This is a genomic window from Providencia sp. Marseille-Q8014, from assembly GCF_965112055.1.
In genome coordinates this window covers 3,462,957-3,486,339 of sequence record NZ_CBCOPT010000001.1, presented here as the reverse complement: position 1 = coordinate 3,486,339, position 23,383 = coordinate 3,462,957, and the positions used below count along the sequence as shown (strand labels likewise).

General features: G+C 42.1%; 24 protein-coding genes and 1 other RNA gene. 5 read left to right on the top strand and 20 right to left on the bottom strand.

The window, feature by feature from the left end; all coding sequences use genetic code 11:
• Positions 1 to 5: 5 nt before the first annotated feature.
• From dolP to ACWPW6_RS15480, 4 genes are read right to left on the bottom strand one after another with little or no spacing between them, the layout of a single operon-like run.
• A complete protein-coding gene (dolP, locus tag ACWPW6_RS15495) occupies positions 6 to 581 on the bottom strand; it encodes a division/outer membrane stress-associated lipid-binding lipoprotein (RefSeq protein WP_154621957.1) in 576 nt (191 codons plus the stop codon).
• A 9-nt stretch (positions 582 to 590) separates the two neighbouring features.
• On the bottom strand, positions 591 to 1,181 hold the full coding sequence (gene diaA / locus ACWPW6_RS15490; protein WP_070928925.1) for a DnaA initiator-associating protein DiaA: 591 nt from the start codon (positions 1,179 to 1,181) through the stop codon (positions 591 to 593).
• 20 nt (positions 1,182 to 1,201) lie between these two features.
• Entirely contained in the window at positions 1,202 to 1,585 is a 384-nt protein-coding gene (locus tag ACWPW6_RS15485; protein WP_154621958.1) for a YraN family protein, read from the bottom strand.
• Positions 1,586 to 1,633: 48 nt separating this feature from the next.
• Entirely contained in the window at positions 1,634 to 3,382 is a 1,749-nt protein-coding gene (locus ACWPW6_RS15480; RefSeq protein ID WP_247047012.1) for a penicillin-binding protein activator, read from the bottom strand.
• A 60-nt stretch (positions 3,383 to 3,442) separates the two neighbouring features.
• Between ACWPW6_RS15480 and rsmI the strand changes: the two genes are divergently transcribed.
• Positions 3,443 to 4,315 (top strand): 16S rRNA (cytidine(1402)-2'-O)-methyltransferase, encoded by an 873-nt coding sequence (rsmI, locus tag ACWPW6_RS15475; RefSeq protein WP_154621960.1) that lies wholly within the window; start codon positions 3,443 to 3,445, stop codon positions 4,313 to 4,315.
• A gap of 52 nt (positions 4,316 to 4,367) precedes the next feature.
• Positions 4,368 to 4,740, top strand: an RNA gene (gene rnpB / locus ACWPW6_RS15470) — RNase P RNA component class A.
• A 221-nt stretch (positions 4,741 to 4,961) separates the two neighbouring features.
• Here the strand turns inward: rnpB and dagF are convergent.
• The 10 genes from dagF to ACWPW6_RS15420 form a co-directional block, all read right to left on the bottom strand.
• Positions 4,962 to 5,702, bottom strand: coding sequence for a 2-dehydro-3-deoxy-phosphogluconate aldolase (gene dagF, locus ACWPW6_RS15465; RefSeq protein ID WP_163862989.1), 741 nt, complete (start codon positions 5,700 to 5,702; stop codon positions 4,962 to 4,964).
• Position 5,703: 1 nt separating this feature from the next.
• A complete protein-coding gene (locus ACWPW6_RS15460) occupies positions 5,704 to 6,816 on the bottom strand; it encodes a DgaE family pyridoxal phosphate-dependent ammonia lyase (protein WP_249999303.1) in 1,113 nt (370 codons plus the stop codon).
• Entirely contained in the window at positions 6,800 to 7,939 is a 1,140-nt protein-coding gene (locus tag ACWPW6_RS15455) for an amidohydrolase/deacetylase family metallohydrolase (protein ID WP_154621963.1), read from the bottom strand. Before ACWPW6_RS15455 ends, ACWPW6_RS15460 begins: the two co-directional genes overlap by 17 nt.
• Positions 7,940 to 7,964: 25 nt before the next feature.
• Positions 7,965 to 8,615, bottom strand: a complete 651-nt coding sequence (locus ACWPW6_RS15450) for a DUF4310 family protein (RefSeq protein WP_154621964.1) — start codon at positions 8,613 to 8,615, stop codon at positions 7,965 to 7,967.
• A 2-nt stretch (positions 8,616 to 8,617) separates the two neighbouring features.
• Positions 8,618 to 9,409: a DUF4311 domain-containing protein gene (locus ACWPW6_RS15445; RefSeq protein ID WP_163862983.1), complete on the bottom strand. Its 792-nt coding sequence runs from the start codon at positions 9,407 to 9,409 to the stop codon at positions 8,618 to 8,620.
• A 27-nt stretch (positions 9,410 to 9,436) separates the two neighbouring features.
• Positions 9,437 to 9,733, bottom strand: coding sequence for a DUF4312 family protein (locus ACWPW6_RS15440; RefSeq protein WP_154621966.1), 297 nt, complete (start codon positions 9,731 to 9,733; stop codon positions 9,437 to 9,439).
• Complete coding sequence (locus ACWPW6_RS15435; protein ID WP_154621967.1) at positions 9,733 to 10,098, bottom strand: SFCGS family glycine-rich protein; 366 nt, start codon at positions 10,096 to 10,098, stop codon at positions 9,733 to 9,735. The genes ACWPW6_RS15440 and ACWPW6_RS15435 overlap by 1 nt, the downstream gene beginning before the upstream one ends.
• 18 nt (positions 10,099 to 10,116) lie before the next feature.
• Positions 10,117 to 10,455, bottom strand: a complete 339-nt coding sequence (locus ACWPW6_RS15430) for a transcriptional antiterminator (protein WP_163862981.1) — start codon at positions 10,453 to 10,455, stop codon at positions 10,117 to 10,119.
• A 1,153-nt stretch (positions 10,456 to 11,608) separates the two neighbouring features.
• Complete coding sequence (locus ACWPW6_RS15425; RefSeq protein WP_196713616.1) at positions 11,609 to 13,543, bottom strand: BglG family transcription antiterminator; 1,935 nt, start codon at positions 13,541 to 13,543, stop codon at positions 11,609 to 11,611.
• Positions 13,544 to 13,751: 208 nt separating this feature from the next.
• Entirely contained in the window at positions 13,752 to 14,453 is a 702-nt protein-coding gene (locus ACWPW6_RS15420; RefSeq protein WP_247047011.1) for a pirin family protein, read from the bottom strand.
• A 128-nt stretch (positions 14,454 to 14,581) separates the two neighbouring features.
• Here ACWPW6_RS15420 and ACWPW6_RS15415 point away from each other — a divergent pair, with 128 nt between their 5' ends.
• Entirely contained in the window at positions 14,582 to 15,478 is an 897-nt protein-coding gene (locus ACWPW6_RS15415) for a LysR family transcriptional regulator (protein WP_154622010.1), read from the top strand.
• Between the two features lie 94 nt (positions 15,479 to 15,572).
• On the opposite strand, the gene ACWPW6_RS15410 is transcribed toward ACWPW6_RS15415, so the two are convergent.
• The 5 genes from ACWPW6_RS15410 to ACWPW6_RS15390 all read right to left on the bottom strand — a co-directional run bounded on the left by ACWPW6_RS15410 (position 15,573) and on the right by ACWPW6_RS15390 (position 18,123).
• Positions 15,573 to 15,968, bottom strand: coding sequence for a DoxX family protein (locus tag ACWPW6_RS15410; RefSeq protein WP_154622011.1), 396 nt, complete (start codon positions 15,966 to 15,968; stop codon positions 15,573 to 15,575).
• Positions 15,969 to 16,201: 233 nt separating this feature from the next.
• Positions 16,202 to 16,501 (bottom strand): YqjK-like family protein, encoded by a 300-nt coding sequence (locus ACWPW6_RS15405; RefSeq protein ID WP_163862971.1) that lies wholly within the window; start codon positions 16,499 to 16,501, stop codon positions 16,202 to 16,204.
• Complete coding sequence (locus tag ACWPW6_RS15400; protein ID WP_154622013.1) at positions 16,488 to 16,892, bottom strand: phage holin family protein; 405 nt, start codon at positions 16,890 to 16,892, stop codon at positions 16,488 to 16,490. The genes ACWPW6_RS15405 and ACWPW6_RS15400 overlap by 14 nt, the downstream gene beginning before the upstream one ends.
• A 5-nt stretch (positions 16,893 to 16,897) precedes the next feature.
• The gene (locus tag ACWPW6_RS15395; RefSeq protein ID WP_154622014.1) at positions 16,898 to 17,203 is read right to left on the bottom strand and encodes a DUF883 family protein; all 306 of its coding nucleotides are present in this window, start codon (positions 17,201 to 17,203) and stop codon (positions 16,898 to 16,900) included.
• A gap of 251 nt (positions 17,204 to 17,454) precedes the next feature.
• Positions 17,455 to 18,123 (bottom strand): DedA family protein, encoded by a 669-nt coding sequence (locus ACWPW6_RS15390; protein ID WP_154622015.1) that lies wholly within the window; start codon positions 18,121 to 18,123, stop codon positions 17,455 to 17,457.
• Between the two features lie 618 nt (positions 18,124 to 18,741).
• Here ACWPW6_RS15390 and ACWPW6_RS15385 point away from each other — a divergent pair.
• Both ACWPW6_RS15385 and sstT read left to right on the top strand, forming a co-directional pair.
• The gene (locus ACWPW6_RS15385) at positions 18,742 to 19,701 is read left to right on the top strand and encodes a TerC family protein (RefSeq protein ID WP_154622016.1); all 960 of its coding nucleotides are present in this window, start codon (positions 18,742 to 18,744) and stop codon (positions 19,699 to 19,701) included.
• A 273-nt stretch (positions 19,702 to 19,974) separates the two neighbouring features.
• Positions 19,975 to 21,228 carry a serine/threonine transporter SstT gene (sstT, locus tag ACWPW6_RS15380; RefSeq protein WP_196713613.1) on the top strand — a complete coding sequence of 418 codons (1,254 nt, stop codon included), beginning with the start codon at positions 19,975 to 19,977 and terminating at the stop codon, positions 21,226 to 21,228.
• A 74-nt stretch (positions 21,229 to 21,302) separates the two neighbouring features.
• Here sstT and ACWPW6_RS15375 read toward each other — a convergent pair whose 3' ends face one another.
• Positions 21,303 to 23,324, bottom strand: coding sequence for an NADPH-dependent 2,4-dienoyl-CoA reductase (locus ACWPW6_RS15375; RefSeq protein ID WP_154622943.1), 2,022 nt, complete (start codon positions 23,322 to 23,324; stop codon positions 21,303 to 21,305).
• Positions 23,325 to 23,383: the final 59 nt, after the last annotated feature.

Sequence of the window (23,383 nt, the reverse complement as noted above, 5' to 3'; positions counted from 1 at the left end):
TATGATTAATTGAGATAGGTGAAAGCGGTCGTGACACGACGAACACCTTCTGTTTCACTGGCTATTTTTGCCGCAGCATCCCCTTCTTGTTTGGTTAAAATACCCAATAAGAAGACTTCACCATTTTCAGTAATCACTTTCACGCTGGATGACTTCACAGCATCACTGGTGAGGATCTTTGATTTCACTTTCGTTGTCAGCCAAGTATCTTTTGACGCGGTGCCTAAATCAACAGGTTCACCTTGACGAACTTCATTATAGACAGCGTTAGTTCCTTCAACATTTGCTGCTATTTGTTTTGCTCGCTCAGCCCAAGATAAATCAGGGCTTTGACCTGTCAGCAAAACATTTCCTTTATAAGCGGTCGCAATAATGCGAGCTTTGCCTGTTATGTCTTTATCTTTATTCAATTGGCCGCTGACGCGCGCTTCTAATGTACCATCATCAACTTGTTGGCCGACAGAACGTGGGTCAGTTGCGCTTTTTGTCGCAACCGCAGCAGAACCGACAACGGCAGCGCCGATACAGCCTTGTAGCATTGTCATACTAAGAATAATGGCTACTATTGGGAGTAATCGCATTTTTGCTCCTTAATCATCCTGATGAGGGAAAAGTGTATTATCGATGAGATCACAAAGACAATTCACCGTAAGAAGATGAACCTCTTGGATTCTGACACTACGTTGTGATGGTATACGTATTTCAACATCTTGTGGTCCCAAGAGACCCGCAAGTTCGCCGCCATCATAACCTGTCAGAGCAACAATTGTCATATCACGAGTGACAGCAGCTTCAACGGCTTTGATAATATCACTGCTATTACCATGTGTTGAGATAGCCATTAAAACATCACCATGCTGACCGAGTGCTCTCACCTGTTTAGCATAGATTTCAGTGGGTTGTTTGCTACCGGAAATGGCCGTTAACACTGCATTATCCGTATTGAGAGCGAGTGCGGGTAGGCTTGGACGCTCAGTTTCAAATCGGTGGATCATGCTAGTCGCAAAGCGTTGCGCTGTTGCGGCAGAAGCCCCATTTCCACAACATAAAATTTTGTTACCGTTTAGCAGTGATTGAACCATCATCATTGCTGCGCGTGATATAGCATCGGGCAGCGCTTCTGCTGCTGCTATCTGAGTTTGAATACTTTCTGTAAAACAGACTTTAATTCTATCCAGCACTTGCTTATTTTCCTGTGAAATTAACCAACATGTTCACTATCGTTAAAGGCATTCTGTATCCATTCAAACTGACGATCAGTAATCGCACAGATATCAAAACGACATGCAGTAGTTTCGAAGCTTTCTTGTTTTTCGGCAAGCCAATATTTAGCAGCAGCAATCAGTTTCCTGCGTTTGCATCTATCGATTGATAAGAGTGCGCCACCATATCGTTTGTCTTGACGAAAACGTACTTCAACAAATACCCAACCAGTATCATCGCGCATAATTAGGTCGATTTCACCATGGCGATTTCTGGCATTTCGCTCAACAAATGTTAACCCCTGTTGTTGCAGGAAGGCCTGTACTTGACTTTCATAGTACCGACCAGCTAACCATTTTAATGTTTTTTTGAGAGGTTGCATGACGTCCTTGTCTTAAAGTTGGGCAATCATCCTAATTGCACGGCAAGATTATCTTGCTAATTTGATTTGTCCTTGGTTGAACTGTAACCAAGGAAGGTCGCGGTAAACAACACAGTTTTCTCCCACACTCAAAGTACCTGATGCACCTTGTAGACGGAATTGGGCATTTTGTTGTAGTTGATCGTAGTTATTCGCTAGCGACCAAGCATCGATACCTAACGCATAGAGGCGCAACAACGAATAATCATTATTTATCTTTTGTTGGGCCTGTTTGCGTAAATTGTTATTTGCACCAGCTAACAATGGGATATCACTGAATTTTAAGCCTTCCATTTCGAAACGAAAATCAGCGCCATTGCCTGCTTGGTTACTGCGTGAACTTGCATATAGGGCTGGGCGTTGACGGCTACTAATCGCCATTTCAATCATCGGCTTGATCAAGGTTAGCTCATCACGAGTAGCAACAATATAGACCGCATCGATAGAATTAGAGGAACTCATTTGAGGCTCTGGTTGTGAAAGCTCAGGATAGTTTTGCCCATCAATCGATTTTGCTGCAACTGGGGGATTGACGACGACAGGTGTACCGGTCATACGAATCCCCGCGCCTCGGTTAATCGACTCTTTCAGCGAGGCCACAGAACCAAAAGATTGTTTAAGGACGGTAGACCCCCCTTTTGATTGCCACTCTTCAGCAAATGCTTTGGCAATACGTTCACCAAAGGCATTGTTCGGCACTAAAATTAATGGCGCTCGTTTACCCTCCGCCATGATATGTGCCGCGGCATTCTTAGCTTCATCTTCAGGAGACAGTGAAAAATAGCAAAGGTTGGGGCGGGGCTGCAATTTATCGGCATCTAACTCATTCAGTGTTAGGACACTTAACGGCGAACCTGCTTGTGCAATCGCTTGTACTTCAGGTTTCAATAACGGGCCTACCACTAAAGTAAAGCCTTCACTTTGGGCTTGTTGCAACAACTGAGAGATTTGCTTTCCATTGGTATCAAATACTTTGATACTTTGGGAATTGGTTGGTGTAGCTGCAATACTCAAAGACGGGTTAACGATATCAGCATCATTGGTTGCATTATCATTACCTGTTGCCGCGGCCATCTCAGCGTAAATTTGCTCTAATACATCATTATGACTACTTTGCTCAGGCGTTGGTGCTGTATTTGACGTTGCAGCCGGCGCTTGTGGTAAACCTTTTTGTGCATCCATGAAGCCTTTCATGATAGCTTCACCGAAAACTTTTCCTTGACCACTCATTGGCAGAAAAAGGGCTATTTTAGGGTTTTTACCGACAGGTGGCTGCATGGATTGTAGCAGTTGGCTAGGCGGTGTTTGTGCTGCTGGGTGATTTGGATAACGAATTTTCCAATCATCAACACCTGCTTTTAGCGTTGCAACATCATCTCGATTATTGAGATAAATATCGAGTAAATCGACCCAGCCTGCTAAGGTGATTTCGTCAGCGCCAATGCCTTGAATTTGCTCAGGCGTCATTTGTGTTAACATTTGCCATGTGCTATCGATATTGGCTTGGCGGGCTGTTTGTTCGGTCAATAAGGCTTCTTGACCAATATAAGCTCGCAGAACATCGCTAGAAGGCTTACCTTGCGCGGAATCAATGATAGACTGATACCGATTTATTTCGGAACTGATCTGTTCCGGTGTCGTTGGGGTAATAGGTGCTTTGTTATCCCCTGTAAGCTGACAGCCTGACAGCATTAAAGCTGATAGCATTGCTGTGCAGATTAACCCTTTTTTTACATGCAAAAAAATTGAAGGACGCATACTGTATCCAGTGGTGTATTTTCAGTTGCTTAATTTTAAACCGGCTATTCGGATGAAACAATGAATCAACCTAATCAAGCAGTGGTTATGGCATCCACGCTGTATATCGTGCCCACCCCTATCGGTAATATGGGCGATATCACGCAACGTGCGTTGGATGTTCTTAAACATGTTGACCTTGTCGCTGCAGAAGACACACGGCATTCAGGAATACTGTTACAGAATTTTGCCATTAATGCACGCATGTTCGCCTTGCATGATCATAATGAACAGCAGAAGGCAGATCAATTAATTAGCAGACTTCAACAGGGCGATAGTATCGCATTAGTTTCCGATGCAGGTACACCTTTAATTAACGATCCTGGCTATCATTTAGTCACTCGTTGCCGTGAAGCGGGGATCCGTGTTGTGCCATTACCCGGTGCATGCGCTGCAATCACGGCGCTTAGTGCCGCGGGTTTGCCTTCTGACCGTTTTTGCTATGAGGGATTTCTGCCCGCCAAAAGTAAAGGCAGAAAAGATGTCCTTAAAGCACTTGAACGAGAAACGCGTACATTAATTTTTTATGAGTCAACACATCGCTTACTCGATAGTTTAGCAGACATGATTGAAGTTTGGGGACCCGAGCGTCATGTGGTGCTTGCTCGTGAAATCACAAAGACTTGGGAGTCAATTGAAGGGCGGCCTGTCGGGGAGCTATTCGCTTGGGTAAAAGAGGATGAAAATCGTCATCGTGGTGAGATGGTGCTGATAGTCGAAGGCTATAAAGCAAATCCGGATGACGATGACATTTCACCTGATGTTATCCGTACGTTGAATCTGCTACAGCAGGAGCTCCCCCCTAAAAAAGCGGCAGCGATTACTGCTGAAATTTATGGCTTAAAGAAAAATCGCCTTTATAAATTGATGCTTGAACAACCTAATAACGATTGATAACTGCATAAACCCCTATACAAGGCTAGGCAAAGTGCCTATAATCCGCAGCGGAGTTGGCCAGACAACCGCTGCTCTATCGTTGTCCTTCGGGAGACGGGTAGAGGGGAGGAAAGTCCGGGCTCCATAGGGCAGGGTGCCAGATAACGTCTGGGAGGCGCAAGCCTACGACTAGTGCAACAGAGAGCAAACCGCCGATGGCCTGTTTACAGGCACAGGTAAGGGTGAAAGGGTGCGGTAAGAGCGCACCGCGCGACTGGCAACAGTTCGTGGCACGGTAAACTCCACCCGGAGCAAGACCAAATAGGGGTTCATATGGTGCGGCCCGCATTGAACTCGGGTAGGTTGCTGGAGCCAGTGCGCAAGTGCTGGCCTAGATGAATGGTTGTCCAAGACAGAACCCGGCTTATCGGCCAACTCCAATTTTTTCATCATACATCAAACCGTGGCTGCGTTGGCCCTAGTGACATACCTTAGTATGCACCTAGGGATATCTTCGTTTTGCCGCCTTGCCACAACTGGAATGACTGAGCAAAAATTCCAGTGATCCAGTTGCTGCCTTACCATAACGTGAGTTACTGAGAAAAAACGTCAGTGCTATTCAAACTTATTAAAAAAGAATCACTGTTGATGGTTTTTTAAATAGCTACTTAACGGCTTGTTTAACCATTTCTAGCAACTTACGCACATCGTCTGGACGGGTGTCGCCGCTTTCTTTATCAATGATTGAACTGTAAATGTGCGGAATAATTTTCTTCACACCAGCATCGAGGGCGATTTGCAGGATTTGTGGAAAATTCTCCAAATCAATGCCACCTGTTGGTTCTAGTGAAAAATCAAACTTAGCACAGGCTTTAGCAACCGCTTTATATTCTTCAATATAAGTTAATCCTTTCATATTAAAGAACTTGATAGAGCTTGCACCCATATCTTTCAGCATCATAATGGCGGTTTCAACAGGAACGATTCCTTCTGGCGCCTGAGAGCTGAGTGGGCCAGTAGAGATTTTTACCATACCAACAGTACCACTCGGTGACACTAACGCGTTGACAAACGTTTCATTTTGTCCAAGCAGTGCACGGCTAATCGGTGCACCTGTGAACACTTGGTTGACGTGCTGTGGTTGGATTTCCTGAGAAATTAATGAAACTATGGTGGATTGATTAGGGTCACCTGCCCCAAGTCCTACAGATAGCGCATTATCGGTCTCTTTTGCGTAAACACGCATATCCGCAATCGCGCTATCTAAATCAGGGTAATTTTTCGATAGTACACCAACAACGACAAAGGTTTCAGCTGCTTGATAGATATCTTTGGCATTTTGATGGCTGCCAGCGAGGACATTCAGGCAAACACGGTTTTGGTAAAAATTTGGTGATAATTTCATGTTAAATTCCTTTGACTAACAAACGGATACGCTCTGCAATGATATTCAGTTGATCATTGCTGACACTGCGAATATCCGCTTCTACCTTACCTTCATTGGCTTTATATTCGCGAAAGTAGATTGCAGTATCCCCTTGTTTTAATTCGCTCATGATTTGATAGGTCGTTTTACCCATCATTTTTTCATCAAAGCTAATTTCAGCGCGGGCGATATCACGTCCGGCAGCATCCCATACGATGCGAGCCGAAATCGCAGGGATCTCATTGAGCTCTTCAATAAAGTCATTCATGCGATTCACCATGTCAGCGCCAGTTTCTTTTGTGGCGGTTAAGTATTGTTCTATCGCCAGTGTTAATCCTAAAATGCCTTCCTTGCCGACTTTCATTGCGCGGCCAATACCTTGGCTTTGGCGTTTTACCCATTCGATATAGGTTTTTTTACCCACAACGAGGCCGCTGGTTGGTCCTTCGATCGCTTTAGCGCCACTGTAAATCACTAAATCAGCGCCTGATTGATAGTAGCTGGTCAGATCTTCCTCTGCCGCGGCGTCAACGATCAGTGGCACATGATGTTGACGAGCAACAGCCGCGGCTTCGCTCACGCTAAGCATACTTTTTTGCACTGTGTGGTGGGATTTGATGTACAGAATAGCTGCTGTTTGTGGCGTGATCTTCGCGGAAAGTTGAGCCGCCGAACATTCATTAGCAAAACCCGCTTCAATCACTTTGCCGCCACCGAGTGTGATCATCGTATCGACGGGGGCACCAAAATTAACGTTATGACCTTTGGGTAAGACGATTTCACGTGGAACAGCCTTAGAGGATGAGTGTAAATTTAGCAGCAAGTCATCGTCATCACGTACAATCACAGCAGCAACGGCTTGTGCGATCCCCGCGGAAGCACAAGAAACCACAACGGCACTTTCAACATCAAGTAATTTCGCAATGTAATCGCCAGTTTTATTCACTAAATCTTTAATTTCAAAATAGTGATTAAGGCCATAAGCGACACGTTCAACCACCTCTGGTGTTGGGGTTGAAACGCCAAGAATGGTCATGCGGCCAGAGGCGTTAATCACGTGTTTTAGTTGATACTTCTCATAAATCGATTGCATGTTCAGATTCGCCTTCTGCATGAATAATATGTTTTCCACCAATAATCGCGGCAATGGGCACAAAGCGATGAGTACCGATGCGGCGTTCGCCTTCAGCATCCGTGAGTTCAGTGGCTTCTTCTTTTAAATCAAACAGTGTGATGTCGGCATCAAAGCCAGGCTTTAAATAACCTTTTGCAGGTAGAGCTAATAAATCGGCGGCTTTTTCTGTCACACAGCGCAATATTTTTTCTGCGCTAAAGCCCATACACAGGAATTTGGTCATCACAAAAGCAAGGCTATAAACTGGACCATTAACCCGATTTCGATGATAGATATCAGAGCTAATAATGTCTGGATAGGTACCAATACGCATCGCTTGTTCTGCGACTTTAAAACTAAAGCTTTCACCGCCATGACCGACATCTAAGATCACACCGCGCGCAAGTGCACGTGCAATCGACGGTTTTAAATTTCCATCATTATCAAGAATGCGATTCGGCTTACCATTAAAGCAGTGAGTAATAATATCCCCACGCGTCAATAAATCTGCAATCTCATCAATATTAGGTGGGTTATTACCAATGTGTACCATTAATGGCAATCGATGCTTTTTCTGCATCTGTTTGGCTTTGAGGAGGGGGGCAATACCGTTGTCACCAACGACACTTTTACTCATGCGTGCTTTCATTCCAACAACAAAACCTTCGTGGCGTTCTATCGCCTCTTGGAAACAGGTTTCGTCGATATTATTCATATCAGATAATTCATTTTGCGCGATAATACCGATACGTGAAATGTTTAATAAGGAAAATACGTTAGTCTGGGCTTTTTGTGTTAGCTGATAAAATTTATCAATATCATCAGCACCGACACTGCCTGCATCAACCAGTGAGGTAACCCCACCAGCAGCACCTGCTAAATCGGGGTCATCGAAGTAAATAGGTGACTCCACAAAACAGTGAGCGTGCGAATCAATCCACCCTGCGCTGACATAGGTTTTTCCTTTTAGATCAATCCATTTTTCAGCTTGTTGGTTGCAGGCCAACGCCGGGCCCGCAGCTTCGATCTTTCCATTTTTAATCAGAATATCGATTAATGTTCCATCGATATGTTTACCCTGTTTGATGATTAAAGAATACATAATTACCTTCTTTGCTATTTAGTCATTAGGCGGCGAGAGGGAAGAAATAACCAAATAACATCGCGCCTAAAATTGCACCACCTGCGACAGGTTTCTGCCATACATAGAAGATGAGTGAACCAATCAGCGAACCAATACCAATCGGAATGGAGGCAGCCATCGCAGCCAAAATAATTAAAGGACCTAAGAAACGACCGGACGTATTACCTGCTCCCATCATTATGTCAGCACCGAATGTCGAGTTGGCTTGTGCGATGGTAAATTTACGCGCAAATACAATGATCAAGCCAATTAACACGCCGAGTAACAAACCAGTAATCAGGGAGATCCAGAAATTGGTAACCAAAATATCCCAACCCGCCGCAAGAAATAGCGCTGGGACGCCAAGGCCAATACCTGTTTGTAATGCACCACCGATATCCAAAATACCGACTAGGGAGCCTTCGATGATCCGTGCGAACAGAAAGCTCGCACCAAATGCCGCAACAGCGCCATAAACGCCTGTATCTAAGCCTGCTTTTAACATTGCGACGAAAGCAACTTCGTTAAATGCGCCGAATCCGTAAACAACATACATGTGAGTCCCTGCAAAAATGCCTGCTGATAATAGCCCGACAAAAATAGGGAACGACCACTCAGCGTACCAAAAATCTTGTTTGTTAATTTCAGTTGTCATAATTATTTCCCGCTCAGTAATCCATGGATGTATTCAAGCCACAGAGGTTTATCTAAGTTGAAAGAGGTGATCATCTTCAGGTCAAACTCACGGAAGAAGCCACTTAAAACAAACAGTAAGACAACGGTGATCATCATTGTACGTGTGACACGGTTCCAGCCGTTATCATCAACACCTTTACCGATCAGGATACCCAGAACCAAGCCAGGGATAGCATTTCCCATAATGAGTTGTGCACAGCCACCGAAAAGGGTAGCCCAAAAACCTGAGCGTCGACCTGCATCCATCGCGGCTAACCAGAAAATAACTGGCATTACGGTATTTACCAGTAGGTTTGCAGCAGGCACTAATACGTTGATTGCTGTCGTTTGTAACGCAGCAGGAACAGCGGACGCTGTTGTATTTAAGAAGGCAACAACCAATGCACCGATAATGGTACAAGCTAGAGCCATTTTTTTCGGGTTATGCAGTGTTTCAGCGACATTACGGTTTTTAGAGAGCAATGCAGCCGCACCCCAGTTAGGAATGATGCGGTGGTCAACGTCTTGTGTGAATGCACCGGCGGCAACCGAGGATGCCCATGCGTTAAAGAAGAAGCCTAAACCGAACGAGAAGTGAGAAGCAGGATCGCCTTCACATGCATTCAGTTCGCCGAGTGTACGGAATGCCCCCATCCCTTGGACTGTAGGAGCGTGGAACATGCGGGCAGCACCTGCACCAAGGCCAAAGCCACATAGGCCGCCTATAATGAGGGACATACCCAGTATTTCTAAGAAAGATGCAGTTTCACTCATGGAAATGCCTCCAGACCTGAATTGTTTTTATTGTTCTGTAAATGGTATTTCGTTGACAGAAAGTAGGGTGACATCTAGCGAAACGTCGAGCACCACACGGAAATGTTCACGTTTGCGCGGCAGAAAAACGAAAAGAAACTTTTCTGTCCGCGAGTGCGAATATGCACTCACAACGGCAACATCCTTAGGTTCGATTCGCAGGATAATGTCATTGCTCTCTTTTAGTACCGTGCGTTGAATCGAGTTCAGTGCATCAGCAATGGCTTTTTGTTTGCTGTCACCTTGCCCAGAGACTCGCACAACCGTTTCGATAGATTTCTTCATTACGCGTCGCCGTATTTTTTGAGGTAAGCTTTAACTAAACGCTCGCCTAATTCTTCTTTATCCATAAAGCCAAAGCCTAAAACAGTGCAACCCTCAGCAATCGCGGTTTCACCTTCCTCAATCGAGCGCATGCCATAACGCGCCTTATAGCCGTATTTAGTTTGTGCTGTGATAGCACCTGCACCACCACTTCCACAAAAGGAGATACCTAAATCAGCGTGTTCAGCATTCATAACATCACCGAGCTTCATATCTGCCGCTACACCCGGGACAACAATGGCTTTACCGCCTGCACTTTCAACTCCTACTGCCACTTTTTGGCCTTTTCCTAAACGGTCTCCGATAGCAACAACAACTTGTTTCATAGTGATATTCCTCAAAAATTAATCATTCGAACGGATAACTTCAAAGTGAACAGAGAGTAAAAATGTCTCTTCTGGCGCGAGCCCTGGTAGGGTATCGACAACACGTTGCGATAAAGCAATCGAGTGTTCTGAAATCTCATCAAATAGGCTGATATCGACTTCAGGTAAGGCTTCACCCGTTTTAGCTCTAACCACCATGGCTCTAAGATGAGACTCCAACATCTGTTGTTGTACATCCGTGGTGTAGCAATTTTCCTGTTTAAGCCAGCCACTAATGACGGCCAGCAGTTCTTGTGTTACCTCATCGATATCGAGGTTATTTTCCGACATCTTAAAAACGACAACTGATTCACTCATAACTGTTTAAAATCCAAGGTAATAATGCAATTAAACTGCTTTGTTCCTTTATGATAAATACCTTAGTCGCTTCAAGAGAACTTGTGCAGACATTGAATTTCCACTTGTAAGTGGAAATTAATTGGAAGGATATAACGTGCTTTTGTGTATGAAATCCGAGCTAATCGGAAATTAAATGGAAACTTAGACTTTTTTCGAGTATTGAAAATAAGTAGTCTTAAGTAGGGAGCTACATTAATGTATTAAAATTCAACCTATTAATGATTTTCTGCTAGTGATGGAAAATAGGCATTGTGATTAAAAAAGAAGTGGAAATGAAAAAGTGGAAATAGGCGCTAAAGGTCATTTTGCATTTCCACTTACGAATATGGCACAACAAAAAGGCGATTTTGGTGATAAATAAAATGATGGATTTGCGGTCATGATCACGCAAAATGCCGGAATAGCGATTTTTCCAATAATAAGTGGAAGTGTAGGTTTGACTCAAAAGATCTTTCCAGAAGGATAAATTCATCATGCTAAGGTATAGAAGCAATAGGTTATTTGATGATGATGATATTCATGGTTAGTAATTAAAATTGATTGTTGATGAATTCATAATAACTTGAGTCGACCTGTATTTATCTAGGCTGTCTTTACATCCATAGGAAAGAATGATGGTTGGTTTAGCTAATAATCCGCTAGATAATTGTAAACGTTAAAGCTAGCCCCACCATTTTCTATTATTTATGAGTAAGGGGTCAGTCTTATTTCAATCAATAGACCACAAAAACCCTTATGAACTTATTTTGTTTGCAATCGGCTGTAAATTGAAATGTTTTATATTGTTTATCAAGGTCTCTCTCTTAGTTGAGGTTAAACATATTTTTCACCGTGGATTGAGTCATGCCTTAATTTTTATGTGCTGTCTACGCGTAGAATAATCGTAATTTAGTGTGATTGTTATAACACTTGTCGTTCTGCCGTACTCTTAAATCTATTTGCTTTACCCAAGAAGCATTCGGACGTTCAGCCATATTAATACTTCTATTAAACTGAAGTAATATCATATTGCTAGAGTTTTCAGTCCTTGGGTATGACCTCTACGTTTATTAATGGCCATCTTTTGTGTATTTCTTGCTTAAATGATTTATTTCGACTGAATTTTTAACCCCTATATTCGCGCTAGGCTGTCCTTAGCAATGACTTGGAACTCATTGAAATTCTTAACAGTGATAAGTCTACGGGTGGTTTTTTCTTTCACAAACGTGACAAACAGGTCGTAGATCGCCATGGCTTCTTCATAGTCAGCTTTACTGATTGCCAGCAGGAAAATCACGTACGCGTTTTCTTTCGTCTCTCTATTCCATTCAATACCTTTGGGGGCGACAATGGTGACAACCACCGTTTTATTTGCCAGTAAACCTAAAGAGTGGGGTAATGCAATTCCTTCACCAAGCAAAGTAGAAACAATCGATTCACGTTCTTGTAATGAGGGATAGAAATCAGCAGTGACATAGCCATCTTGTTGTAATTTATGGCAAACGGTTTGGAATAAAGTTTCTTGGCTGATCTTGTCATTAATCACCATAAAGTAACGTTCATCAAAGAAGCGTTCAATAATATAAGGACGAGTTTGATCCATCATTGCCAATTTACCGACTTGTTCTAATTGATAAGGCGTCGGGAAAGGGGCTATTTTTATGACAGGCTTATTCTTTTCCGAAATACGCACTGTGGTGATCACAAAGTCTTCCTCGACCTCATCTAACGACTCATATTCTTGCAGTGTTAGTCCTCGGCTAAATTTGAGTTGTGGAAACTCACGCATGATCTTTGATTCAACAACTCGAAATGTTGAATTTCCAGCATCGGTGACGACAAGCACTTCTGTTTGACGAATTGACCCTGCACCATAATTCCTTTCTAGACTGACGCCGATATGCACCGCAAGATAGCCAAGTTCATCTTCATTGATGGGGTAAGGCAGTAATTGCTTACTGGCACTGGTGAGTGCGCTGAGAGTGACATCATATGCAAAGGGATAATATTGTTTTATATCACTTAATAATGGATTAGGGGTAATAATGTGATATTGAAGCCGTGTCATTAATGCAGCGATGTGAGTATTGAGATCCTTTTTCAGCTTTTCATCACTGCGTAGGTCATAGTTATACAATTCGTTAATATAATTAAGAATATATTCAACCAATTCATTGTGATTAGCACTTTTTTGCTGAGCGGCATCTTGATGACTGATCCGCTGGGCGATGATTTGATCATGTAGGTAACTCAGCTCTGCACTGGATAAGTCGTTTCCAAGAAAATAGATCAATCCTTTAGAGACTTCTTCACAGGCTTTACGTAGCGTCTCTTCACTATCATGGTTTTTCACCGTAGATGTTAATTCATGACCACGAGTAATACGTAAGATCGTCACAGCACAGTTGAAAACCAAATATAAGTGCCCCTCATTACTTAAGCGAACATCGAAACGGTTCATGCTGTTATGAAGAACCTTATCGATATAGGTTAAATCGAGGTTATCTAAACACTCAGGCTGAAAAATGGATAAGTCCTGATTGATTTGCAATGAAAAACGTCGCCAAAGGGTTTCTGTCATACAGGCCCGAATAGCCCATTCGCTTCCGTTTAAACGGATTCCTTGATGTGGAATGCTTTCTAATAAGATCTGATATTTCTGCAAATGTTCTCTGACAATGCTCATGTCTTGTTGCAGGGTTCCACGGCTAATAAACCACTCTTCGGCAATATCATCCAATTTTACTGGCAAAGACAGCATTAATAGTTTTAGCAGTAAGGCATCGACACGCTCTTTACTTGTCCGAGGGATACTATTTTCGACTTGAGTTTGTTGGGTCAGTTTAGCAAAAAGCCCTTCATCATCGATTTTTAAGCGATAGCCACGGCCTCGCTCATAGAGAATATGGGCACTGTAGTTTTGTATTAGCTCATTTATTTCATTGATATCAGAGCGTATCGTCCGTGTTGAAACAGAAAAACGCTTTGCGAGCTCATCTTGAGGGACAACCTCTTCGAGTATACTTGCAAAAATTTGATTAAGTCGCTGCTGAGTGAATAAAGCCACAAAAATACCTTCTAGACCTAAAATAATAAGCTTAATAACCAAAATACCCACTCTATTTTGGCTGACTATTGCTTGGACTCTATCATAAGGCTATCAACATGCGGAGTATGGAAGATCATAAATTTGAGAATATCTTCGCAAAAAAAGAGGATTTTTAGGAGGAAGGCATTTTTTGAGGGGCCAAAAAAGAAAGTTGGCCCTTCAAAGGTTATTCACCAATATCAATAAGTAAAGCGCGCATTGATTTTACTGATGAGAGTGTTAACGTATTTTCGTCCTGAATGAAAACGCCATCATTGCAACTCATTTCTATTGTGTTACCACTACTACCTTGTAGGCGAGCTCCACCGTGAATAGATTGGAGATAAGCATTTTTTCCCCTCAACTGAATGTGTTGTGGATTATCTGACGTGACATTAAGCTGTGTAACCCAAATTTGTTGACGTAATTGAATACTGCCATTTACCCCATCGGGTGAGGCGACTAACATGTTACTTTCTGTTGGTAAACTGATCTTTTGAGTCGGATAATACTCTTGTTGCGGGCAAGCATTTAACCACAACTGTAGGCGTGTTAAGGGTTTATGTGAACACATATTGTGTTCGCTGTAACTTAAATCAGGGCGTGGTGAGAAGCGGATACATTCACCTTCACTGACTTCAATTTTATTTCCTAAACTATCGCGATACTCTGCACTGCCTTGTAATACAAAATTAAGAATATCCACATGTGGGTAGGTTTTAGGCTGAAAAGCACTCTCAGGTGCGATAACTTCCTGATTAAGTACTCTTAATGTCTTAAATCCCATAAAATCAGGATCAAAGTAATGGCCGAAGGAAAACGCGTAACGCGCTTGTAACCAACCATAGTCAGCCTTACCACAGTGTTTTACTTGTCTTAATGTCATCATGGTGGCTAACCCTCCTTCAATCGACAAAAATATACAAAAATTTATATTGTTATAATAAATAGCTGGACGTTGAATTGTTAGCCAGTTAATCTGTTTACTTCATTCAAATTTACTGAAAGAGATATTCCATGAGTAAAGAGAGAGCATTAACACTTGAATCATTAAGGGTGATGGATGCAATCGACCGGCGTGGTAGTTTCGCTGCTGCTGCTGACGAATTGGGTCGAGTGCCCTCGGCGCTCAGCTATACGATGCAAAAATTAGAAGAAGAATTAGATGTTATTCTATTTGATCGTTCAGGGCATAGAACGAAATTCACTAACGTTGGCAGAATGCTGTTAGAGCGAGGCAGAGTATTACTTGAAGCCGCGGAAAAGCTAACCTCCGATGCTGAAGCGCTGGCTAAAGGCTGGGAAACTCACCTGACAATTGTATGTGAAGCATTAATACCTGCATACTACTTATTCCCCTTGGTTGATAAGTTAGCAGAAAAATCAGACACGCAACTTTCTATTTTAACGGAAGTACTCGCGGGAGCGTGGGAGCGGCTTGAGAGTGGTAAAGCTGATATTGTCATCGCTCCAGATATGCATTTTCGCTCATCGTCTGAAATTAACTCTAAATCCTTATACAGCATTAACCATGTATATGTGGCTAGTCCAGAACACCCGATTCATCAAGAACCAGAACCGCTTTCGGATACAACTCGCATTAAATATAGGGGGATTGCTGTTGCTGATACAGCACGGGAGCGTCCTGTTATCACTGTGCAACTATTAGATAAACAGCAAAGATTAACGGTATCAACGATCGAAGATAAGCGTAATGCTTTATTGGCTGGATTAGGCGTGGCAACGATGCCATATCCTATGGTTGAACAGGATATACGTGAAGGACGTTTACGCGTTGTTAGTGCGGAATATAGCCATCAAACGAATATTATTATGGCATGGCGCCGAGATAGCATGGGAGAAGCAAAATCTTGGTGCTTACGAGAAATACCTAAATTATTTGTTAATAAATAACGAATAAAAAAGCACCTCTATACAAGATATATAGAGGTGCAAACCAAAGTCGGTTATCAAGCTAAGATAAGGCTAATGATGAAAAAGACGTTTATTACCACTTTTTATTGAGTAAGTGGTCAATGCTCAATTTACCAGGGCCTGTGACTGCTAGTAATAAATAGCCGCCAGCGATGGTCATATTTTTCATAAACATCAAGCTATTAGGCGCTACACTGAAATCAATATGGAAAAGCAGCGATGTTAATACACAAAAAATCGCAGTAAAAATAGCCACTGTTCTTGTCAGAAAACCAAACAGAACAGCGAGTCCACCCCCAAGCTCTAATAAAATCGTTAGAGGCAGTAAAAATCCTGGAACGCCCATCGCTTGCATATATTGTTGAGTACCTGCGTAAGCATCACCTAATTTGCCATACCCAGCGACGATAAACAGAATTGGCATCATAATTCGAGCGAGTAATAACACGCTACTTTCTAAATTTTTCATTAAGATTCTCCAGCTAACGAGGGTCAGCAAATATCAATAAAATGCGACTTTTATCGCGATATATTGTTTTTTTTAGCACTAAATGATTAGAAATCATTTGATGTGGCTATATTAGTTATTTGTAGATTCAATAAAAAGCAAAGGTTATTAACAAAGATGGGCAAAAAATTTGAATAAGAGACGAGTGAAGAAAAACCTGAAAGAGGTTACTTCAGGTTTAGAGAGGAAAAAGATTATTTTTTACTTATATTTACCGCATTCTGGATAGAGCGCACTAATCCCCATGTTGTTAGTGCTTTTTTTCCTAGAGAGAAGATCCGCTTAGGTTGCTTTAGGGTATAAATAGATATCAAACCAGCGGCAGCAATGAAAATAGGGCGAAAAGAGACAAAAATTTGCCACGACCGATCGTAAGGTTCAGTGACTTCCAGCCATTCCTTTGACGCCATAGATAGCTGATGACGCTGCTGTTCAATTTGCTTGATCAAGCGTTGTTTTTTTTCAGCCACTGATTGTCGCTTATTTTTGTTCATCTTCTGCGCTCGTTAGTGCCTTCGAATCTTCCTTCAACTGTTCTCGGGTTGCACCTAATAAAGTCGACTGCCTTGCTTTTTTTAGCGTCCAAATGGCGCCAGTGATGGCGAGCAATATGAGAACTCCGGTCGTAATAGCAAGAGCTTGATAGCGATAAATCGGATCAACTGACCAAAAAATTAAGCCGATAAGGCACATTAAACCGAATGCAGTGAAGAGTAGGGTGATACCCGCCATTAAAATAAGTTGAATCAGTGTGGCTTTTTCTTCCTCTAATTCAACGGCAATTAACTGGATGCGAGTCTCAACCATTTGTACCGCAATGCCTGCGATACGTTGTAGTGTGTTAAGGACCCCTTTACCGGGGCCCTGACGCTCTTGTTGTTCCATACAAATTAACGCTTAGCGAGTAGTACGCCTAGAACGACACCAACGGCAGCACCAATGCCAATACCCGTCCATGGATTTTCACGGACATAGTTATCTGCTCGGCCTGCAATTTCTTTGGTCTGCTCTGTAATTTTTTCACTTGCTTGGTTTAGTTTAGCGCGTGAAGTATATAGAGCGTCCTGAGCTTTTTGTTTTAGGCTGTCTATTTCTTCTTTCGATTTGTTTCCAGTATCGTTAAGCATCGCTTCGAGAGAGTCAGCCAGTGATTTTAGTTCTGCGCGTAGATCTTCTGATGAATTGTTCGATGACATAATGGAACCTCCTATCAATAGAAAAAATATAAATTGTAGTTATTAACAATAGCTATTTTTACAGTAAGTGCAATGACTAATAGGCTAATTATTGATTAAATTAATGTAAAAGAGTGTGCGATTTTAAATAAGAAAAAATAATGTAAAAGTTATGTAAAATAAAAAGCAGAATTCATCAAAAATAGATTATTCAATAGTGAGTTATCGGGAAGGTAAGAGAAACATGAGAGGCTTATAGAGCCTCTCATCGGTTAGTTCGCTTTTTTTGTGGAAAGCTTTTTCTTAATCACCACTGCAATGCTGCCAATCAGGCCAATGATAAGGAGGCCTACAGGGATTAGCATCAACACGTTCATAATATGATGTTCATACTGAAGAAATATTGGGCTCTTCCCGAAACCAAAACCGATGGCTGTCAGGATTAATACCCAAAGTAGGCCACTTAACCAGTTAAAGACTTGAAAGCGACCATTTTGCAGTCCCGCGAGCCCAGCAATTGTTGGTAGCAGTGTTCTAACAAAAGCAAGAAAGCGGCCAATTAATAATGCAGCCAGACCGTGACGATGGAATAAACCATATGCACGTTGGTGATAATGCTCAGGGAGATGCGCTAGCCAACCCTTAACGAGTTTGGTGTTGCCAAGCCATCGACCTTGAATATAACCAACCCAACAGCCAAGGCTAGCTCCTGCTGTCAAAATGACAATCGTTAACGGGTAGCTTAGTGTTCCTTTTGCTATGAGAACACCAACGAGGATCAATAAACTGTCACCTGGTAGGAATGCGGCAGGAAGCACCCCATTCTCAAGAAAAAGAATCGCGAATAACATAAAATAAATAGCCCAGACCAACGCTGGGTTGGATAGGGTTACGTAGTCTTGATGCCAAAGGGCAAAAAATAGTTCTTTAACTAATTCCATTAATGTTTCCTAAACGGCAATAACAGCAACAATCTTATTGTTGGGTAGGGAAGACATGGATTATGCGAATACCTAAAAGAAAAGTCATATTTCCTCAGGCTGTTAGTTTAAAGCATGCCCACTTTAACAAAACAAAAAATAACTAAACAGCAAATTCTCGTTCTATTTTTAGAATTCATTTAAGTTTTTGAGTTAGTGGCCCTTCTTGGTGACTATCACTATAAGGGATAGATAACGTAAAAATAGCGTCTATTAGTGTATTTTTTGATGAAAATGGTAAAAAAAGCGCTTTGCTAGTGCAAGGGAATTTGAAAAATTATTCGTTAAATAGGCTTTGCTAATTATTGCTTTTTAGGACTAATTACCCTATCTTATGCATCATAGCAAAGGGGAGTAACTTCTTCTTGTCGGTTTATCGTCATTACGGTGCATAAAAAGCACCCGGTAACCGAGCACCACGATTTCCAATCTTGGGTTATTGTGTTGTAAGTGAGACCTTGCCAGAAGGCGAGGTATGCTCATTGTTGACAACCAAAAGATAATAACTCTAGGTTAAAGCATTTAAGCGGCTGATGTCTTCTGAAGATGTCAGCCGTTTTTTGTTATTAAGGAAATAATATGCACTCTGTTGGTAACCCTGTTTTATGGGGTAGTTTCGCCGTTATCATACTCATTATGTTACTTGTTGACCTGTTTTGGCAGGGTAAACATAAAGGCCAAGCGATGTCGATGAAACAAGCCGCTGCTTGGAGTACGGTTTGGGTCACTCTATCGTTAATTTTTGCTGGCGGCTTTTGGTGGTATTTAAATGATACGGTTAGCCCTGAATTCGCCAATAGCCAGACCATGGCTTTCTTAACGGGGTATCTGTTAGAAAAAGCGTTGGCCGTTGATAATGTTTTTGTATGGCTGATGTTATTTAGCTATTTTGCGATCCCTGCTAATTTGCAACGAAGAGTGTTGGTCTACGGCGTACTGGGTGCGATTGTTTTACGTACCATAATGATTTTCGCAGGGAGTTGGTTAGTTTCTCAATTTAGCTGGATTCTATATATTTTTGGCCTGTTTTTGTTGTTTACAGGGATTAAAATGGCTTTCGCTAAAGAGGATGATTCTCCGATTACGGATAAGCCATTAGTGAAATGGGTGCGCTCTCATTTACGTATGACGGATGAATTGCACGGCGAGAAATTTTTCATTAAACGCAATGGCTTACTTTTCGCGACCCCACTGATTTTAGTGCTGATCCTCGTGGAAATCAGTGACGTCATCTTTGCTGTTGATAGCATTCCTGCAATTTTTGCGGTGACAACAGACCCATTTATTGTATTGACCTCTAACCTATTTGCGATTTTAGGCTTACGTGCGATGTACTTTTTATTGGCAGGGGTAGCTGAGAAATTCAGTATGTTGAAGTATGGCTTAGCTGTCATTTTGACCTTTATCGGCATAAAAATGTTGCTAATGGATATTTATCACATTCCAACAGCAATTTCGTTAGGTACAGTCGCGGCTATTTTAATTATCACACTAGTGATTAATGCGATCGTAAATAAGAGAAACGAAGCGAAAAACTAACATTTCACTCCTAGTTGGATTCAAGCACTCGACTTAAAAAATCGAGTGCTTTTTTATTTAAGAGACTGAAAAATATCATACATTTTCAATGTTGAGATCCTACTATAAGAAACAAAATACAATTAGGATCACAGATATGTAAATATATTGTTAAATAAAATAAATTATTGTCTATATTTAAAATAATCGCCTTTTAATAAGGTATTTATTCCTTATACTGGCAAGGCAAACACATTTTATTCCTAATAATGATTAATAAAATATAGGTCTTCTATGGAAACGAACAAAACAGGGTTATGGCAAGTTATCACTAAGGGCAGCTTAGTTAAGCAAATACTCGTTGGTTTGATTGCGGGTATTTTATTGGCGTGGTTATGGCCTTCAGCCGCTAAAAATGTTGGGTTATTAGGTGATTTATTCGTTAGTGCGTTAAAAGCAGTTGCACCGATATTGGTTTGGGTATTGGTCATGGCATCGATCGCTAACCACCGTAAGGGGCAAAAAACTAATATTCGACCCATTTTAGTATTGTATATTCTAGGTACCTTCTTTGCGGCATTAGTGGCAGTGGTTGGCTCATTTATGTTCCCATCGAAGTTGGTATTGGTGATAGGTGATACACAACTGACGCCACCGGGGAATATAGGGGAAGTACTTAAAGGGTTATTAATCAATATATTTGCCAACCCCGTTGATGCACTGATTAAAGGTAATTATATCGGCATTCTTGCTTGGGCAATTGGTCTTGGTATTGCTTTACGTCATGCAAATGACACGACGAAAAGTATGATCCAAGATTTCTCAGAAAGCGTGACTCAGTTAGTGAGAGTGGTCATTCGCTTAGCGCCATTGGGGATTTTTGGCTTAGTATCTTCAACGATTGCAACCACTGGATTTGCAACGTTAAAAGGTTACTTCCATGTCCTCGCGGTATTGATTGGCTGTATGTTAATCGTTGCATTAATTGTTAACCCATTAATAGTTTATTGGAAAATTAAACGCAATCCATATCCATTAGTGTTTGCATGCTTACGTGAAAGCGGTGTTACCGCCTTCTTTACTCGCAGTTCAGCGGCGAATATTCCTGTGAATATGGGGATGTGTCGTCGTATGAATTTACATGAAGACACTTATTCAGTTTCTATTCCGCTAGGAGCGACGATTAACATGGGCGGTGCAGCAGTGACAATCACTGTACTGACACTCGCTGCTGTGCATACCTTAGGCATCCCTGTTGATATTCCAACGGCTCTGTTGTTGAGCGTAGTAGCGGCAGTCTGTGCGTGTGGCGCTTCAGGTGTGGCTGGCGGTTCTTTATTACTTATTCCATTGGCTTGTAACATGTTTGGCATTTCAAACGAAATTGCGATGCAAGTGGTTGCGGTTGGTGTCATGATTGGTGTGCTGCAAGACTCGGCTGAAACAGCGCTGAACTCTTCAACGGATGTCTTGTTTACCGCTGCGGTTTGCCTAGCTGAAGATGAAAAGCTGGCTGATCCAATAGCGCAATTATCACAAGAAGACTAATACATTATTTAATCATAAAAACCCGCTTCAATAGCGGGTTTTTATTGTCTATTCATGATGACAAATAACGCTTGTTATATCTGGTAGGCGACCTTCATTCCTTGCTCTATCGCTCTTCTTGCATCAAGTTCTGCTGCAACATCGGCACCACCAATGACATAAGCCTGAATACCTTGCTCTGCAAGCGACTCTTTCAACGGATGATAGGGTTCTTGGCCAGCACAAAGAATCACGTTATCAACGGGAAGGCAATGTAATTTGTCTTGGTAGCGAATATGTAGCCCTTCATCATCAACTCGCATATATTCAACACCGTTAAACATCTGCACCCCGCGTTTCATTAATGATAAACGGTGCACCCAACCAGTTGTTTTTCCAAGACCAGCACCGACTTTACTATTTTTTCGTTGCAGTAAATAAAGTTGGCGAGATGATTGTACTGGGGTCGGCCGGCTATTAAAAATCCCTCCCGCAGAATGAATACGGGTGTCAATATTCCATTCTTGGTTGAATAGTGAGCTATTTAAGCTGCTGCTTTCACCTTTTTGACTTAAAAATTCGGCAATATCAAAACCAATACCTCCGGCTCCAATAATGGCCGCCGACTGGCCAACAGAACGCTTACCAGTTAAAACATCAATATAAGATAATACTTTTTGATGCTCTCTTCCTTCTAGACTAATGGTTCGAGGGACCACACCTGTCGCGATAACCACGTTATCAAATCCAACGAGATCACTGGCTTTTGCTTGATGTTCAAGTTTGACATCAATATTCAATATTTCTAATTGACGACAAAAATAACGGATTGTTTCATGAAATTCTTCTTTACCTGGGATCTGCTTTGCCATGTTAAATTGGCCACCGATTTGATCAGCTTTTTCAAAGAGTGTGACTGTATGGCCGCGTTTGGCTGCATAAATCGCACATGAAAGCCCCGCGGGACCTGCACCGACAACGGCAACCGATTTTATCTGCGTTGCTTTTTCATTTGGAAAATCTAGCTCTCTAACCGCTTGTGGATTAACGAGGCAAGTCGCAAGTTTGCCAATAAAAATTTGATCAAGGCAAGCTTGATTGCAACCAATACACGTGTTGATTTCATCGGCTCGATTCTCTTGGGCTTTACGAACAAACGCTTCATCGGCAAGAAATGGTCGAGCCATTGAAACCATGTCAGCTTGGCCTGATTCGAGGATCCGTTCAGCTACAAATGGATCATTTATTCTATTGGTTGTAATCAGTGGAATAGCGACTTTGCCCATTAGTTTTTCAGTTACCCAGCTAAAAGCATGCCGTGGAACTTGTGTGGCAATCGTTGGAACCCTTGCTTCATGCCAGCCGATACCAGTATTAATCATTGTTGCACCGGCCTGCTCAATGGCTTTTGCGAGATGCTCGATTTCTTCCCAATTGGAGCCATCCTCAACAAGGTCTAACATAGAAAGACGGTAAATAATAATGAAGTCGCTTCCTACCGCTTGGCGAGTTTGGCGCACAATCTCAAGCGGAAAGCGGATCCGATTATCGTAGCTACCACCCCATTCATCGGTCCTCTGATTGGTACGTTTTGCAATAAATTGATTAATTAGATAGCCCTCAGAACCCATAATTTCAACGCCATCATAACCAGCTTGTTGCGCCAGCTTAGCGGTGGTGACAAAATCACTTATTGTTTTCTGGATTTGCTCGGGCGTTAGTTCTTTCGGTGCAAAAGGAATGATTTCTGCTTGAATGGCGCTTGGTGCCACGATATCAGGGTGTAGGCCATAGCGGCCCGCATGTAAGATCTGTAGAGCGATTTTACCGTCAGCACGATGTACCGCTGAGGTTATTTCTTGGTGGAAAGGGAGCTGTTCAGTTTTATCGAGTACTGCGCCATGTTTAGTCAATGCCCCTTCTTGATTCGGTGCAATCCCACCAGTAATAATCAGACTTACGCCATTTTCTGCCCGTAGCCGATAAAAGTGAGCTAAACGGCGGCTTCCTTCAGGATGTTCTTCAAGACCCGTATGCATGGATCCCATTAAAATACGATTTTTTAATACGGTGTGCCCCAAATCAAGAGGGGTGAAAAGATGTGGAAAATTGCTCATATTTATACTCCCCAGCGGGATTTGGTAACAGGTCAGATGAGTTAACTCTAGCTCAATGG

What these genes read in the sequence shown, in the direction of transcription:
- ACWPW6_RS15415 (WP_154622010.1), top strand. Translation starts at nt 14,582, where the DNA reads ATGAGTAAAGAGAGAGCATTAACACTTGAATCATTAAGGGTGATGGAT.
- ACWPW6_RS15445 (WP_163862983.1), bottom strand. Translation starts at nt 9,409, where the DNA reads ATGAGTGAAACTGCATCTTTCTTAGAAATACTGGGTATGTCCCTCATT.
- ACWPW6_RS15440 (WP_154621966.1), bottom strand. Translation starts at nt 9,733, where the DNA reads ATGAAGAAATCTATCGAAACGGTTGTGCGAGTCTCTGGGCAAGGTGAC.
- dagF (WP_163862989.1), bottom strand. Translation starts at nt 5,702, where the DNA reads ATGAAATTATCACCAAATTTTTACCAAAACCGTGTTTGCCTGAATGTC.
- ACWPW6_RS15450 (WP_154621964.1), bottom strand. Translation starts at nt 8,615, where the DNA reads ATGACAACTGAAATTAACAAACAAGATTTTTGGTACGCTGAGTGGTCG.
- dolP (WP_154621957.1), bottom strand. Translation starts at nt 581, where the DNA reads ATGCGATTACTCCCAATAGTAGCCATTATTCTTAGTATGACAATGCTA.
- ACWPW6_RS15405 (WP_163862971.1), bottom strand. Translation starts at nt 16,501, where the DNA reads ATGAACAAAAATAAGCGACAATCAGTGGCTGAAAAAAAACAACGCTTG.
- ACWPW6_RS15375 (WP_154622943.1), bottom strand. Translation starts at nt 23,324, where the DNA reads ATGAGCAATTTTCCACATCTTTTCACCCCTCTTGATTTGGGGCACACC.
- ACWPW6_RS15430 (WP_163862981.1), bottom strand. Translation starts at nt 10,455, where the DNA reads ATGAGTGAATCAGTTGTCGTTTTTAAGATGTCGGAAAATAACCTCGAT.
- ACWPW6_RS15410 (WP_154622011.1), bottom strand. Translation starts at nt 15,968, where the DNA reads ATGAAAAATTTAGAAAGTAGCGTGTTATTACTCGCTCGAATTATGATG.
- ACWPW6_RS15480 (WP_247047012.1), bottom strand. Translation starts at nt 3,382, where the DNA reads ATGCGTCCTTCAATTTTTTTGCATGTAAAAAAAGGGTTAATCTGCACA.
- ACWPW6_RS15435 (WP_154621967.1), bottom strand. Translation starts at nt 10,098, where the DNA reads ATGAAACAAGTTGTTGTTGCTATCGGAGACCGTTTAGGAAAAGGCCAA.
- ACWPW6_RS15485 (WP_154621958.1), bottom strand. Translation starts at nt 1,585, where the DNA reads ATGCAACCTCTCAAAAAAACATTAAAATGGTTAGCTGGTCGGTACTAT.
- ACWPW6_RS15390 (WP_154622015.1), bottom strand. Translation starts at nt 18,123, where the DNA reads ATGGAATTAGTTAAAGAACTATTTTTTGCCCTTTGGCATCAAGACTAC.
- ACWPW6_RS15455 (WP_154621963.1), bottom strand. Translation starts at nt 7,939, where the DNA reads ATGTATTCTTTAATCATCAAACAGGGTAAACATATCGATGGAACATTA.
- ACWPW6_RS15395 (WP_154622014.1), bottom strand. Translation starts at nt 17,203, where the DNA reads ATGTCATCGAACAATTCATCAGAAGATCTACGCGCAGAACTAAAATCA.
- ACWPW6_RS15400 (WP_154622013.1), bottom strand. Translation starts at nt 16,892, where the DNA reads ATGGAACAACAAGAGCGTCAGGGCCCCGGTAAAGGGGTCCTTAACACA.
- ACWPW6_RS15385 (WP_154622016.1), top strand. Translation starts at nt 18,742, where the DNA reads ATGCACTCTGTTGGTAACCCTGTTTTATGGGGTAGTTTCGCCGTTATC.
- sstT (WP_196713613.1), top strand. Translation starts at nt 19,975, where the DNA reads ATGGAAACGAACAAAACAGGGTTATGGCAAGTTATCACTAAGGGCAGC.
- ACWPW6_RS15420 (WP_247047011.1), bottom strand. Translation starts at nt 14,453, where the DNA reads ATGATGACATTAAGACAAGTAAAACACTGTGGTAAGGCTGACTATGGT.
- rsmI (WP_154621960.1), top strand. Translation starts at nt 3,443, where the DNA reads ATGAATCAACCTAATCAAGCAGTGGTTATGGCATCCACGCTGTATATC.
- ACWPW6_RS15460 (WP_249999303.1), bottom strand. Translation starts at nt 6,816, where the DNA reads ATGCAATCGATTTATGAGAAGTATCAACTAAAACACGTGATTAACGCC.